The organism is Mesorhizobium loti (assembly GCA_014189435.1).
Taxonomy (GTDB): domain Bacteria; phylum Pseudomonadota; class Alphaproteobacteria; order Rhizobiales; family Rhizobiaceae; genus Mesorhizobium; species Mesorhizobium loti_G.
The window spans coordinates 75,302-87,500 of the sequence record CP050293.1 but is presented as its reverse complement, the minus strand read 5'-3'; the positions used below and the strand labels follow the sequence as shown (position 1 = coordinate 87,500).

The 12,199-nt window shown below is 64.0% G+C and carries 15 protein-coding genes; 13 read left to right on the top strand and 2 right to left on the bottom strand.

Annotated elements, in window-relative coordinates:
- Positions 1-94 precede the first annotated feature (94 nt).
- Positions 95-844: a phosphonate metabolism transcriptional regulator PhnF gene (gene phnF, locus HB777_00445; GenBank protein ID QND62523.1), complete on the bottom strand. Its 750-nt coding sequence runs from the start codon at positions 842-844 to the stop codon at positions 95-97.
- 120 nt (positions 845-964) lie between these two features.
- Here phnF and phnG point away from each other — a divergent pair, with 120 nt between their 5' ends.
- The 4 genes from phnG to fosX are packed head-to-tail and all read left to right on the top strand — an operon-like array spanning position 965 to position 3,568.
- Positions 965-1,426 (top strand): phosphonate C-P lyase system protein PhnG, encoded by a 462-nt coding sequence (gene phnG / locus HB777_00440; protein ID QND62522.1) that lies wholly within the window; start codon positions 965-967, stop codon positions 1,424-1,426.
- The gene (gene phnH / locus HB777_00435; protein QND62521.1) at positions 1,426-2,037 is read left to right on the top strand and encodes a phosphonate C-P lyase system protein PhnH; all 612 of its coding nucleotides are present in this window, start codon (positions 1,426-1,428) and stop codon (positions 2,035-2,037) included. The genes phnG and phnH overlap by 1 nt, the downstream gene beginning before the upstream one ends.
- 2 nt (positions 2,038-2,039) lie before the next feature.
- Positions 2,040-3,152 carry a carbon-phosphorus lyase complex subunit PhnI gene (locus HB777_00430; GenBank protein QND62520.1) on the top strand — a complete coding sequence of 371 codons (1,113 nt, stop codon included), beginning with the start codon at positions 2,040-2,042 and terminating at the stop codon, positions 3,150-3,152.
- Positions 3,149-3,568 carry a FosX/FosE/FosI family fosfomycin resistance thiol transferase gene (gene fosX, locus HB777_00425; GenBank protein ID QND62519.1) on the top strand — a complete coding sequence of 140 codons (420 nt, stop codon included), beginning with the start codon at positions 3,149-3,151 and terminating at the stop codon, positions 3,566-3,568. Before HB777_00430 ends, fosX begins: the two co-directional genes overlap by 4 nt.
- Before the next feature lie 2 nt (positions 3,569-3,570).
- On the opposite strand, the gene HB777_00420 is transcribed toward fosX, so the two are convergent.
- On the bottom strand, positions 3,571-3,783 hold the full coding sequence (locus HB777_00420) for a hypothetical protein (protein QND62518.1): 213 nt from the start codon (positions 3,781-3,783) through the stop codon (positions 3,571-3,573).
- Positions 3,784-3,848: 65 nt separating this feature from the next.
- Between HB777_00420 and HB777_00415 the strand changes: the two genes are divergently transcribed.
- The 9 genes from HB777_00415 (at position 3,849) to phnE (HB777_00375) (ending at position 12,000) form a co-directional block, all read left to right on the top strand.
- The gene (locus tag HB777_00415) at positions 3,849-4,748 is read left to right on the top strand and encodes an alpha-D-ribose 1-methylphosphonate 5-phosphate C-P-lyase PhnJ (protein QND62517.1); all 900 of its coding nucleotides are present in this window, start codon (positions 3,849-3,851) and stop codon (positions 4,746-4,748) included.
- Positions 4,745-5,521 (top strand): phosphonate C-P lyase system protein PhnK, encoded by a 777-nt coding sequence (gene phnK, locus HB777_00410; protein ID QND62516.1) that lies wholly within the window; start codon positions 4,745-4,747, stop codon positions 5,519-5,521. The genes HB777_00415 and phnK overlap by 4 nt, the downstream gene beginning before the upstream one ends.
- Positions 5,522-5,523: 2 nt before the next feature.
- On the top strand, positions 5,524-6,231 hold the full coding sequence (phnL, locus tag HB777_00405; GenBank protein ID QND62515.1) for a phosphonate C-P lyase system protein PhnL: 708 nt from the start codon (positions 5,524-5,526) through the stop codon (positions 6,229-6,231).
- Positions 6,228-6,845 (top strand): acetyltransferase, encoded by a 618-nt coding sequence (locus HB777_00400; protein ID QND62514.1) that lies wholly within the window; start codon positions 6,228-6,230, stop codon positions 6,843-6,845. The genes phnL and HB777_00400 overlap by 4 nt, the downstream gene beginning before the upstream one ends.
- Before the next feature lie 86 nt (positions 6,846-6,931).
- Positions 6,932-7,648, top strand: a complete 717-nt coding sequence (locus HB777_00395) for a DUF1868 domain-containing protein (GenBank protein ID QND62513.1) — start codon at positions 6,932-6,934, stop codon at positions 7,646-7,648.
- 111 nt (positions 7,649-7,759) lie between these two features.
- Positions 7,760-8,617: a phosphonate ABC transporter ATP-binding protein gene (phnC, locus tag HB777_00390; protein QND62512.1), complete on the top strand. Its 858-nt coding sequence runs from the start codon at positions 7,760-7,762 to the stop codon at positions 8,615-8,617.
- 92 nt (positions 8,618-8,709) lie between these two features.
- Entirely contained in the window at positions 8,710-9,618 is a 909-nt protein-coding gene (gene phnD, locus HB777_00385) for a phosphonate ABC transporter substrate-binding protein (protein QND62511.1), read from the top strand.
- 55 nt (positions 9,619-9,673) lie between these two features.
- Positions 9,674-10,630 carry a phosphonate ABC transporter, permease protein PhnE gene (phnE, locus tag HB777_00380; GenBank protein QND62510.1) on the top strand — a complete coding sequence of 319 codons (957 nt, stop codon included), beginning with the start codon at positions 9,674-9,676 and terminating at the stop codon, positions 10,628-10,630.
- Between the two features lie 2 nt (positions 10,631-10,632).
- Positions 10,633-12,000 (top strand): phosphonate ABC transporter, permease protein PhnE, encoded by a 1,368-nt coding sequence (gene phnE / locus HB777_00375; GenBank protein ID QND62509.1) that lies wholly within the window; start codon positions 10,633-10,635, stop codon positions 11,998-12,000.
- The last annotated feature ends 199 nt before the right edge of the window (positions 12,001-12,199 follow it).

Genomic DNA, 12,199 nt, shown 5'->3' with positions numbered 1-12,199 from the left:
GGTGGCGCTGCGAAGCAGCGACGGATTGGGGGAAGCCGCTCATCAATCGCGCCGCCGCTGACAAATGAGCGCGGCCGAGCTGGGCCGGCACTCCCTACAGCGCCGAAAGCTTCAGTTCCACCCGTTCGGCCGGAAAGCGCGACTCCGAAAACTGGATCGGCTGGCCGTCCGGCGTGACGTTGACGGCGACCGTGACCAACACGATGGCGCCTGGCTGCAGGTCGAGATCGGCAAGGTCCGCGGCATCGGCATGGCGCGCCGACAGCACGGTCGATTGCCTGAGATAATCGTCGATGCCGAAACGGGCCAGCGACGCGGTGATCGAGCCGGTCTCCGCCATCGCCGCATCGATGCCGGCAAAGCGCCTGGCATCGAACCAGCCGGCAGCGCGCGACACCGCTCGTCCATCGGCTTCGCCGCGCGTTTCCAGCCGGATCACATCGGCTCCCTTGAGAAGACCCAGCCCCTCGGCGACGCGCTGGCTGGCCGGCTCAACCGACGAGGCGAGCAGGACGATGTGCCTTTCCGTCGTCTGCCCTTGCAACCCTGTCGAAAACCGTGTGCGCGCGCCAATCGGATAGGACAGCCGCTTGCGCGACAACACGAAGGTCCCGCGCCCCTGCTCGGCCCGCAGCACGCCTTCCTGCACAAGCGCCGATATGGCGCTGCGCACCGTGTGGCGATTGACACCATAGCGCTCAGCCAGTGCCACCTCCGGCGGCAGCGCGGCATTCTCCGTGAAATCGCCGATGGCGATCGCATGCAGGATCTTGTCGGCGATCTGCCGCCAAAGCGAAACGCCGCTGCGCCGCTCGATGCTGTCCGCTGTCAGCCGCCCGACCATTGATTGCCCCCAACCTTTTAGCCCTGTCATCCACCCGTCATGGACTCGCGCTAGATAGTAGGTATAATTTGTATAGTTGTCTATATCAATAGACAAATTTAGCCACAAGGACTATTGCTCATGCGAGGACAGGAAGCCCGCGACCAGGCCGAGCGCAAGGCCGCCATGGCAACACTGGCGCAATCCAGCGGCGACGACATCGTGCGGCTCTGGACCGAGGCCGGGCTGCCTTCGGACGCCGAACTGCTGCGTGGCCCCGAGACCGGTCTCGTCACCCTGCGCGGCCGCATCGGCGGTGGCGGCGCGCCCTTCAATGTCGGCGAGGCGACCGTCACCCGCGCCACGGTCCGGCTGCCCTCCGGACAGGTCGGCCATTGCTATGCGCTTGGCCGCGACAAACAGAAGGCGAAGCTGGCGGCCATCGCCGACGCCCTTTGGCAGGACCCTGCCCGCCGCAATGAGGTCGAGACCAATCTGATAGCGCCTCTGCGGTCGGCTTTGACCACGGCGCATGAAAAACGCCGGGCCGAGACGGCGGCAACGAAGGTGGATTTCTTCACCATGGTTCGCGGAGAAGACTGATGGACATTGCAGCACAATCGATCGAAGGCGGTTTCGCCGATCCGGTCTTCAATGCCCAGACCGTGTTCCGCGCGGTCATGGACGCGATGGCGCGGCCAGGCAGCGTACAGCCGCTACCGACTCTCGCCCGCCCGCCGGCGCCGCTCTCGGCAAGCGCCGGCGCTATCGCGCTGGCGCTCTGCGACAACGACACCCCGCTGTGGCTCGACCCGGCTTTGCAGGCCTCCGCTGCCATCAGATCCTGGCTTGGTTTCCACACCGGCGCGCCATTGGCCAACACGCCGGCCGATGCGCATTTCGCTCTGATCGCCGCGCCGGCCGAGATGATGTCGCTGGACGGCTTTTCGCAGGGCACGCAGGACTATCCCGACCGTTCGACGACGCTGATCCTGCACGTCAGCGATCTCGTCTCCGGCACGCCGCTGCTGCTCGAAGGCCCCGGCATCGAAACCAGTGCCACGATCGCGCCGGCACAGATGCCGCGTCATTTCGTCGAACAGTGGAAGCAGAACATCAAGCGCTTTCCGCGCGGCGTCGACATCATCCTCGCCACCGCTGATGGCATTGCTTGCCTGCCGCGCACGACGCGCATCAAGACGATGGAGGCGTAAGAATGTATGTCGCGGTAAAAGGCGGCGAAGCCGCTATCGCCAACGCCCACAGCCTGCTTGCCGATCGCCGGCGCGGCGACCGTTCGGTGCCGGCCCTTCGCCTCGACCAGATCGTCGAGCAGCTGGCGCTCGGCGTCGACCGGGTGATGAGCGAGGGCTCGCTCTACGATCGTGAACTGGCGGCACTGGCAATCGTCCAGGCGCGCGGCGACATGATCGAGGCGATCTTCCTGGTGCGTGCCTATCGCACCACGCTGCCGCGCTTCGGCTACACCAAGCCCATCGACACCGCCAACATGCTGGTCGAGCGGCGCGTCTCGGCGACCTACAAGGACCTGCCCGGCGGGCAGTTGCTGGGGCCCACCTTCGACTACACGCACCGGCTGCTCGATCCCGAGCTTGCCGCCGGCGCCGATGTCGCCGAGCCGCTGCGGCGCGGGACCGAGGCGCAAGCCATGCCGCGCGTCTCGGCGATCCTCGCCCGCGAAGGCCTGATCGAGCCGGACGGCGACATGCCGCAGGATCATGTCCCCGGCGACATCACCCGCGAGCCGCTGGAATTCCCGATGGCGCGCGACATCCGCCTGCAGGCGCTGTCGCGCGGCGACGAGGGTTTCCTGTTGGCGCTCGGCTATTCCACGCAGCGTGGCTATGCCCGCAACCATCCCTTCGTCGGCGAGATCCGCATCGGCGAGGTCGAGCTGGAGCTCGACGTGCCCGAATTGCCCTTCGCCGTGCCGCTCGGCACCGTGCGGGTCACCGAGTGCCAGATGGTCAACCAGTTCAAAGGGTCGGCCAAGGCGCCGCCGCAATTCACCCGCGGCTACGGCCTGGTCTTCGGCCAGAGCGAGCGCAAGGCGATGGCCATGGCGCTCTGCGACCGGGCGCTGCGCGCAACCGAACTCGGCGAGGATGTCGTCGCTGCCGCCCAGGACGAGGAGTTCGTCATCTCGCATTCCGACAATGTCCAGGCGACCGGCTTCGTCGAGCATTTGAAGCTGCCGCACTATGTCGACTTCCAGGCCGAACTCGACCTCGTGCGCCGCATGCGCGCCGAATACGACGCCCGCGAAAACCCGGCGAAGGTCGAAGAGAAGCGGGAGGCCGCGGAATGATCGAAGGCCTGTCTCACATGACCTTCATCGTCCGCGATCTCGAACGGATGACCAAGATCCTCGAGGGCATATTCGACGCGCGCGAGGTCTATGCCAGCGATGCCGAGCAGTTCTCGCTGTCGCGCGAAAAATTCTTCCTGATCGGCGGTATCTGGATCGCCATCATGCAAGGCGAGCCACTGCCCGAGCGCAGCTACAACCACATCGCCTTCAAGATCGATGACGCCGATTTCGACCGCTACGCCGAGCGCGTCGGCAAGCTGGGGCTAGACATGCGCCCGCCGCGCCCGCGTGTCGAGGGCGAAGGCCGCTCGATCTATTTCTACGACGACGACAACCACATGTTCGAACTGCACACCGGCACGCTCAATGAGCGGCTGGCGCGCTACGCCAAGGGATTGGAGGCTGCGGAGTGAATTTAGTGCCCGACGCCCCCATGGCTGCCGCCGCCGTCGTGGGAATGACCGCCATAGCCGTCATACCCGGAGTAGCCACCACTGCCGACGCCCATGGACTCACCTTGAGAGCCCTCTTTTGGCGCGGGCAGAATCATGCGCCGAAGGAAAAAGAGAACGACGCCGGCGAAGACCACCAACAGAATTCCGAGATGCATCCATCCGGTCGAGGTCATCTGAATTCGCCCCTGTTTCCGCGTCCTGGACGCCAATTCAATAGCACAATGTGGATGTGATCGCCATGACCGACATCGCCACCTACAACTTCGCCTATCTCGACGAGCAGACCAAAAGGATGATCCGCCGGGCGATCCTGAAGGGCATCGCCATCCCCGGTTATCAGGTGCCGTTCGCCTCGCGCGAGATGCCGATGCCCTATGGCTGGGGCACCGGCGGCGTCCAGGTCACCGCTTCGATCATCGGCCCCGATGATGTGCTGAAGGTCATCGACCAGGGCGCCGACGACACCACCAACGCGGTCTCGATCCGCGCCTTCTTCAAGAAGGTCGCCAATGTCGCGGTGACCACCGATACCGCCAGCGCCACCATCATCCAGACCCGCCACCGCATCCCCGAGCATCCGCTGACGGCTGGCCAGGTGCTGGTCTACCAGGTGCCGATCCCGGAACCCTTGCGTTTCCTCGAGCCGCGCGAGACCGAAACACGCAAGATGCATGCGCTGGAAGAATACGGCCTCATGCATGTGAAGCTCTACGAGGACATTGCGAAGCACGGCCGCATCGCCACCACCTATGCCTACCCGGTCAAGGTCGAGGGCCGTTATGTGATGGACCCGTCGCCGACGCCGAAATTCGACAATCCCAAGATGCACCGCTCACCGGCCTTGCAGCTGTTCGGCGCCGGCCGTGAAAAGCGCATCTATGCGGTGCCGCCGTTTACCGAAGTGGTCAGCCTCGACTTCGAGGACCATCCGTTCGAGGTGCAAACCTTCGACCAGCCCTGCGCGCTGTGCGCGGCCGAGAATGTCTATCTCGACGAGGTCATCCTCGACGACCATGGCGGCCACATGTTCGTCTGCTCGGACACAGACCATTGCGAGAATCGGCGGGCGGACGGCCATCGCGGCCACCTTGCCCCGGAAAACCCTCTTGCCCCAGGAAACATGGAGCCGGCGCAATGACCGACGAACCGCTGCTGCGCGTCTCGGCGCTCTCCAAATTCTATGGCTCGCGCGTCGGCTGCGACAACGTCTCCTTCGACCTTTGGCCGGGTGAAGTCCTGGCTGTCGTCGGCGAGTCCGGCTCCGGCAAGACGACATTGCTCAACTGCCTGTCGACGCGTCTGCTGCCGAGCTCCGGCACTGCCAGCTACCGCATGCGCGACGGCCAGTTCCGCGAGCTCTACCGCATGAGCGAGGCCGAGCGCCGCTTCCTGATGCGCACAGACTGGGGTTTTGTCCACCAGAACCCGGCCGACGGCCTGCGCATGACGGTATCGGCCGGCGCCAATGTCGGCGAGCGGCTGATGGCGGTCGGCGACCGCCACTACGGCAAGATCCGCGCCACCGCCGTCGACTGGCTATCGCGCGTCGAGATCGACGAAGACCGCATCGACGACGAGCCGCGAGCCTTTTCCGGCGGCATGCGCCAGCGCCTGCAGATCGCCCGCAACCTTGTCACCGGTCCACGGCTCGTGTTCATGGACGAGCCCACCGGCGGCCTCGACGTCTCGGTCCAGGCGCGCTTGCTCGACCTGTTGCGCGGCCTAGTCACCGATCTTGGTCTCGCGGCCATCGTCGTCACCCATGATCTTGCCGTGGCGCGGCTGTTGTCGCAGCGCATGATGGTGATGAAGGACGGCCGTGTCGTCGAAAGCGGCCTCACCGACCGCGTGCTCGACGATCCACGCGCGCCCTATACCCAGCTCCTCGTCTCCTCCATTTTGCAGGTGTAACCATGCCGACCCCGCTCGTTGTCTCGGACGTCGCCAAGAGCTTCACCATGCATCTGCGCGACGGCATCAAGCTGCCTGTTATCGCCGGTGTCTCGTTCTCGATCAGGGCCGGCGAATGCACCGTGCTCGGCGGCCCGTCGGGTGCCGGCAAGAGTTCGATCCTGAAGATGCTCTACGGCAACTACGCCGTCGACGAAGGCCAGATCATCGTCACGCACGACGACGGGCTGATCGACCTCGCCACCGCCAGCCCGCGCACCGTGCTTGCCATACGCCGGCAAACGATCGGTTATGTCAGCCAGTTTCTGCGCACCGTGCCGCGCGTCTCGGCGCTCGATGTCGTCGCCGAACCGCTGGTCGAGCGTGGCGAGGATCGCGAGATCGCACGCGGCAGGGCACGCGCCTTGCTGGCGCAGCTCAACCTTCCGGAGAAACTTTGGGCATTGCCGCCGGCGACTTTCTCCGGCGGCGAGCAGCAGCGCGTCAACATCGCGCGCGGCTTCATCACCGAGCACCCGATCCTGCTGCTTGACGAACCAACCGCCTCGCTCGACGCCAAAAACCGCGACGTGGTGATCGAACTCATTGCCGCCAAGAAGGCGGCTGATGTCGCCCTGCTCGGCATCTTCCACGACCACGACGTGCGCGAGGCCGTTGCCGACCGCATCATCGACGTCACCGCTTTCGCGCCGGGAAAAATCGCCGCATGACGAGGAAATTGTCTGAGACACCGCTGGTCCACCCGACGGCGGACGTGCAGAACTCGACGCTCGGCCGCTGGACCGAGATCGCCGACCGCAGCCGGGTGTCGGAAAGCGAGCTCGGCGACTATTCCTACATGATGCAGGATTGCGCCGTCTGGTGCGCAACGATCGGCAAGTTTTCCAACATCGCCGCCAGCGTGCGCATCAACGCCACCAACCACCCGACCTGGCGGCCGACGCTGCATCACTTCACCTATCGCGCCTCCGACTACTGGGACGACGCCGAGCACGAGAGCGAATTCTTCGCCCAGCGCCGCGCCAAACGCGTCACCATCGGCCATGATACCTGGCTCGGCCATGGCTCGACCATCCTGCCCGGCGTCACTGTCGGCGATGGCGCCGCGGTCGGTGCCGGCGCAGTGGTCTCTAAAGATGTCGCCCCCTACACCATCGTCGGCGGCGTGCCGGCAAAGCCGATCCGTGAGCGCTTCGATCGCCACACCGCCGAACGCTACCAGGCGCTCGCCTGGTGGGACTGGGACCATGCCAGGCTGCGCGCTTCGCTCGAAGATTTTCGTTCGCTTGAGGCTGAGGCTTTTCTGGAAAAGCATGGCGGATAGTCTTCACATCATCGTCATGGGCGAACCGGTTTCATATCCCTGACACATCGCCCGGGCAGGACGCAGGCCTTTCCCTGGAGATCGCAATGTCCGTTTCTGTCAAACCGTCGCTTGCCGCATTCTTTGCCGGCTCAAATCCGAAGCCGCCGGTTCATCTCGGCACGCGCTACGACACCTCAGGGAGTTTCCTGACCGAGCCCGGCAACACGGTCGTCAGCCACCTCGTCAGCGGTTCGCCGTCGGAGACGGTGGTGCTTGCGGTGCGCGAGAAGATGCTGGCGATGCAAGACGCCGACCGGCTCGCCTTCACGCCCGTCTCCAGCCTGCACATGACGCTGTTCCAGGGCATCATCGAATATCGCCGCCGGCTTCCTTACTGGCCGCATGACGTGCCGCTCGACACCAGCATCGACGCCATGACCCGCCTCTATCTGGAACGGCTGAAGGGTTTTCAGGGCTTCGGCCCGTTCAACATCAAGGTCGTCGAAGTTCTGCCGACCGGCCTCACCGTTGCCGGCGCGACCGACGACGATTTGCGCATCATGCGCGCCTGGCGCGACGCACTGGCCGTGCCGTTCGGTTACCGGCATCCCGATCACGACGCCTACGTCTTCCACATCACCTTCGCCTACCAGATCCAGCGTCTTGCCGACGATCGGGCGGCCGCATGGCAGGACCTGTTCGATGATGGCCTGGCACTCTTCGAGCGGCAGGCGCCGGTGATCGAAATCAAGGCTCCGGCCTTCTGCAGCTTCAGGGACATGGAGCACTTCGAGGAACTGCTGGTCCTGGTCCGGCCATAACTCCACACCTGTGGACCGTAACAAAACTGACATCACCGCGACACGGCAGGTTCATGTGGCTGCGTTAGGCGAGAGCCTGACGATCAATGGTCCGGACTGGAACCTGCCCCCATGCCAGCAACCTCTGCCACGCTCGAAATTCGCGGTGTCACCCGACGATTTGGCAAGAATACCGCCGTCAGCGACATCAACATCGCAATCCCGCAGGGTCAGATGGTTGGCATTATCGGCCGTTCGGGCGCCGGCAAATCAACCCTTCTTCGCATGATCAACCGTCTCATCGATCCCAGCCAGGGGTCGATTTTTTTTGACGGCGCCGAGGTCTCCCAGTTGCGCGGCTCGCCGCTGCGGCGCTGGCAGCGTGACTGCGCCATGATCTTCCAGCAGTTCAACCTGGTGCCGCGCCTCGACGTGCTAACCAATGTGCTGCTCGGCAAGCTGAACCACCGTTCGACCATCACCAACCTGTTCGGCATGTTCTCTCGCGCCGAATGCGCAGAGGCGGTCGCGGCACTCGAGCGGCTCGACATCGCCCGCACCGCGCTGCAGCCCGCTGGCACCTTGTCGGGCGGCCAGCAGCAGCGCGTCGCCATTGCCCGCGCCATGATGCAGCAGCCCAGAGTGATCCTTGCCGACGAGCCGATCGCGTCGCTCGACCCACTCAACGCCAAGGTGGTGATGGATTCGCTGCAGGACATCAATTTGCGCGAAGGCATCACTGTCGTCACCAATCTGCACACGCTGGATACCGCCCGCACCTATTGCAACCGCATCATCGGCATGGCCGCCGGCAAGGTCGTCTTCGACGGCCCGCCGGAAGAGCTCAACCGCGAGGCCGTGCGTCTCGTCTATGGCGCCGACAGCAATGGCCAGGAAATCTCCGAGGCCATCACCTCGACCAGTGTTGCCTTCAAGCCAAAGTTCGCCGCATCCGCCGGACCGCTCGAGCCCGCATTCCCGGGATACTGAGAGCGGCCTGGATCGCCAGCCCGCGTCAAGGGCACCTGTCAAAATCGATAACGCTGCCGGCGCGGGGCCGGAACCTACAGGAGAGACAACAGATGTTCAGGAAGATGGTTTTCGGCGCCGTTTCGGTGCTCGCCATGGCGACCAGCATGGCGCATGCCGCCGATATGAAGGAATTTCGCGTCGGCATTCTCGGCGGTGAAAACGAAACCGACCGGCTGCGCAACTACCAGTGCCTCGCCGACCATTTGAAGGCCGAATTCGGCTTCGAGAAGGTCTCGCTGTTTCCCGCCGCCGACTATGACGGCGTCATCCAGGGCCTGCTCGGCGGCACGCTCGACTTCGCCGAACTCGGCGCTTCCGGCTATGCCAGCATCGCTCTCAAGGACCCGAAGGCGGTCACCCCGATCCTCACCACCCAGCAGACCGACGGCGCCACCGGCTATTATTCGATCGGCCTGGCGCTGAAATCCTCCGGCATCACCGACATCAAGTCGGCCAAGGGCAAGAAGCTCGGCTACGCCGATCCGGATTCAACCTCCGGCTATCTGATCCCGCTGACCCAGATCCCGAAGGACACCGGCGCTTCGAACGAAAAGTTCTTCGCCTCGACCCAGTTCAACGGCGGCCACGAGAACAACGTCCTGGCCGTGCGTGACGGCAAGGTCGATGTGGCGGTGGACGATTCCTCCGGCATCGGCGACTTCAAGGACGGCTACACCTCCGGCACCTTCCACAAGGAAGTCGCCAAGGGCGCCGTCGACCCCAACGACTTCGTCGAAGTCTGGCGCTCGGGCCTGATCCCGAACGGCCCGCTGGTCGTGCGCACCGCGCTCGGCGACGACATGACCGCCAAGCTCGCCAACTTCTTCACGCAGTTGCCGAAGAAGGACAAGGCCTGCTTCGAAGGCGTCGAAGGCGGCGATTTTACCGGCTACGTTCCGGTGAAGCCGGACTTCTACAACGTCATCGTCGAAGCCCGTAAGGCAGCCATCGGCGGCTAACGGCGAAATCAAAAAGGGCGGTGTTCAAGACACCGCCCTTTTTGCATCTCCGATCATGACCCTTTCCGTGACAGCTCATTCCGGCGCCACTCACCAGATGGCCGACGCCTGGCGTCGCCAGACGTCCTTGCGCCGGCTCTACACCGCCATCGGTGTCGGCCTGCTCATTGTCGCGCTCGGCAGCACCATGTGGTTCGCCGACGAGGCTAATGCCGGGCATTTCTTCGACCGCCTGCCGCATTTGCTGGATTTCCTGAGCTGGCTCGTCCCCAAGGACTGGAACGATGTCTGGCGGGCGATGTTCGACATCGCTTCCCCGCATGACACCGGTACCCAGGAATTCAACTTTCCGCTTGGCCGCGCCTATGTCTGGGGCAGCTTCTACGTCCCTGAATATTTCGAATTGATGCTGACCACGCTCAACGTGGCGCTGGTTTCGACCTTCATCGGCTTCGTCTTCGCCGTGCCGTTCTCCTTCATCGCGGCGCGCAATTTGACGCCGCATCCGGTGCTGCGGCTGATCGTCAAGCGCTTCATGGAATTGCTGCGCGCCTTTCCCGAGATCGTCATCGCCGGCCTGTTTGCGGCCATCGTCTCGATCGGCCCGATCGCCGCCATCATCGCCATCGGCCTGCATTCGATCGGCGCGCTGGGCAAGCTCTTCTACGAGATCAACGAGAACATCGACATGCGCGCCGAGGAAGGCCTGAGGGCCGTCGGCGCCAACTGGTTCGAGCGGGTACGCTTTGCCGGTCTGCCGCAGGTGCTGCCCAACTTCATGTCCTACACGCTGCTCCGCGTCGAGATAAACGTCCGCATTTCCACCATCATGGGCGCGGTCGGCGGCGGCGGCATCGGCGAGGAGCTGAAGCTGTCGATCTCGCGCGGCTTCGGCGCCAAGACGATAGCCTTGGTGCTGCTCCTGTTCACGACGATCTTCATCGTCGACCAGTTCTCCGCCTGGCTGCGCCGCAAGCTGGTCGGCGAACAGGCATTCGTGATGGGAGCATGACCATGACTGCCATGACGGCCGATGAAATCCAGTCTATCGAAGAGCGCTTCCCGCAGGTGTTCCAGCGGCCGTTCCAAAAACGCTTCGGGCCGCTGCTGCTGCTTGGCGGCATCTTTTTCTACCTGCTCTATGCGCTGTGGTTCTTCAACCTGCCGCAGGTCATGCGGGAATCGCACTGGGAGCGCCTGCCGCTGTTCCTGACCCAATGGATCAGCTACGACGTGCAGCCGATCTTCCGCCTCGACGAACCGCAGATCACGGCCAAATATCCACGCTTTTCGGTGCTCGGCCCAGATCCCAATCCGGACTGGGTCAAGACCAATGCCGACGGTTCGGTGACGATCCTGATCGACGGCACCGCCAAGTCGATCACCTTCAACAGGACGCAAGCCACGATCATTGCCAACGGTGAAACCGTTGCGGTCGGGCTAGGCACCGGCAAACCGCTGATCTCCGGACCGGTTCCCGGCTGGATCACCGCGCATGAAGATGAGGTTGTCGCCGACATGGGCTTTGCCGGCGAGGCCCGCGTCGCCGTTGACCGCGTCAGGATCCGCAAGCGTTTTCTCGGCTGGGCAAACTTCGTCTTCGACACCCGCTCGCCCTTCTTCGGCAAATCGGCAAGCGAAGTCGCCTCGCTGATCGTCTCCGGACCGGAACTGAAACCGGGCACGTCCAATCTGGCGCTGGCCGGCGACAACATCTGGAACAACGCGCAGTGGCAGCATGGCGATGTCTGGACGAAGCTGTTGCAGACCATCGTCATGGCCTTTCTCGGCACCATGCTGGGCGGCATCGTCGCTTTCCCGCTCGCCTTCTTCGCCGCCCGCAACATCACGCCCAGCCGGCTGGTCAACCAGGTGCTCAAGCGCTTCTTCGACTTCATGCGTTCCATCGATATGCTGATCTGGGCGCTGTTCTTCACCCGCGCCTTCGGGCCAGGTCCGCTGGCGGGCAGTGCCGCGATCTTCTTCACCGAGATCGGCACGCTCGGCAAAACCTATTCGGAGGCGCTGGAGAACATTGACGACAAGCCGCGCGAGGGTGTCACCTCGACCGGAGCCAACGGCCTCCTCGTGCAGCGCTACGGCGTGCTGCCGGAAGTGGTGCCGGTGTTCATCAGCCAGACGCTCTATCAGTGGGAATCCAACACGCGCGGCGCCACCATCATCGGCGCCGTCGGCGCCGGCGGCATCGGCCTGAAACTGTGGGAAGCGATGCGCACCAACTCCAACTGGGCCAACGTCTTCTACATGGTGCTGCTGATCCTGCTCGTCGTCTTCATTTTCGACAACATCTCCAATTTCCTGCGCCGCCGGCTGAGCCGGACCATCCACGATTACAACAGGATCCAGGCCGAGCAGGGTTAGCCCTGTGACGCAGAAGCGCACGCATCGCCTCGCCCGGCGCCAAAGGGTCGACCCCCACTCCGTCGAGCTTCGCTCGACACCTCTCCCCGATCGACGGGGTAGAGGAAAGGCGCAAGGCTGTCCGAGCCGGCGCCTGTCCTCCAAGGCCGAGGCTTTCTTCCTCTCCCCGCGCCACCAGGCTTCCTTTCCTCTCCCTCCG

What these genes read in the sequence shown, in the direction of transcription:
- phnG (QND62522.1), top strand. Translation starts at nt 965, where the DNA reads ATGCGAGGACAGGAAGCCCGCGACCAGGCCGAGCGCAAGGCCGCCATG.
- HB777_00400 (QND62514.1), top strand. Translation starts at nt 6,228, where the DNA reads ATGACGAGGAAATTGTCTGAGACACCGCTGGTCCACCCGACGGCGGAC.
- phnE (QND62509.1), top strand. Translation starts at nt 10,633, where the DNA reads ATGACTGCCATGACGGCCGATGAAATCCAGTCTATCGAAGAGCGCTTC.
- phnH (QND62521.1), top strand. Translation starts at nt 1,426, where the DNA reads ATGGACATTGCAGCACAATCGATCGAAGGCGGTTTCGCCGATCCGGTC.
- phnL (QND62515.1), top strand. Translation starts at nt 5,524, where the DNA reads ATGCCGACCCCGCTCGTTGTCTCGGACGTCGCCAAGAGCTTCACCATG.
- phnC (QND62512.1), top strand. Translation starts at nt 7,760, where the DNA reads ATGCCAGCAACCTCTGCCACGCTCGAAATTCGCGGTGTCACCCGACGA.
- phnK (QND62516.1), top strand. Translation starts at nt 4,745, where the DNA reads ATGACCGACGAACCGCTGCTGCGCGTCTCGGCGCTCTCCAAATTCTAT.
- fosX (QND62519.1), top strand. Translation starts at nt 3,149, where the DNA reads ATGATCGAAGGCCTGTCTCACATGACCTTCATCGTCCGCGATCTCGAA.
- phnE (QND62510.1), top strand. Translation starts at nt 9,674, where the DNA reads ATGACCCTTTCCGTGACAGCTCATTCCGGCGCCACTCACCAGATGGCC.
- HB777_00430 (QND62520.1), top strand. Translation starts at nt 2,040, where the DNA reads ATGTATGTCGCGGTAAAAGGCGGCGAAGCCGCTATCGCCAACGCCCAC.
- phnF (QND62523.1), bottom strand. Translation starts at nt 844, where the DNA reads ATGGTCGGGCGGCTGACAGCGGACAGCATCGAGCGGCGCAGCGGCGTT.
- HB777_00420 (QND62518.1), bottom strand. Translation starts at nt 3,783, where the DNA reads ATGACCTCGACCGGATGGATGCATCTCGGAATTCTGTTGGTGGTCTTC.
- HB777_00415 (QND62517.1), top strand. Translation starts at nt 3,849, where the DNA reads ATGACCGACATCGCCACCTACAACTTCGCCTATCTCGACGAGCAGACC.
- phnD (QND62511.1), top strand. Translation starts at nt 8,710, where the DNA reads ATGTTCAGGAAGATGGTTTTCGGCGCCGTTTCGGTGCTCGCCATGGCG.
- HB777_00395 (QND62513.1), top strand. Translation starts at nt 6,932, where the DNA reads ATGTCCGTTTCTGTCAAACCGTCGCTTGCCGCATTCTTTGCCGGCTCA.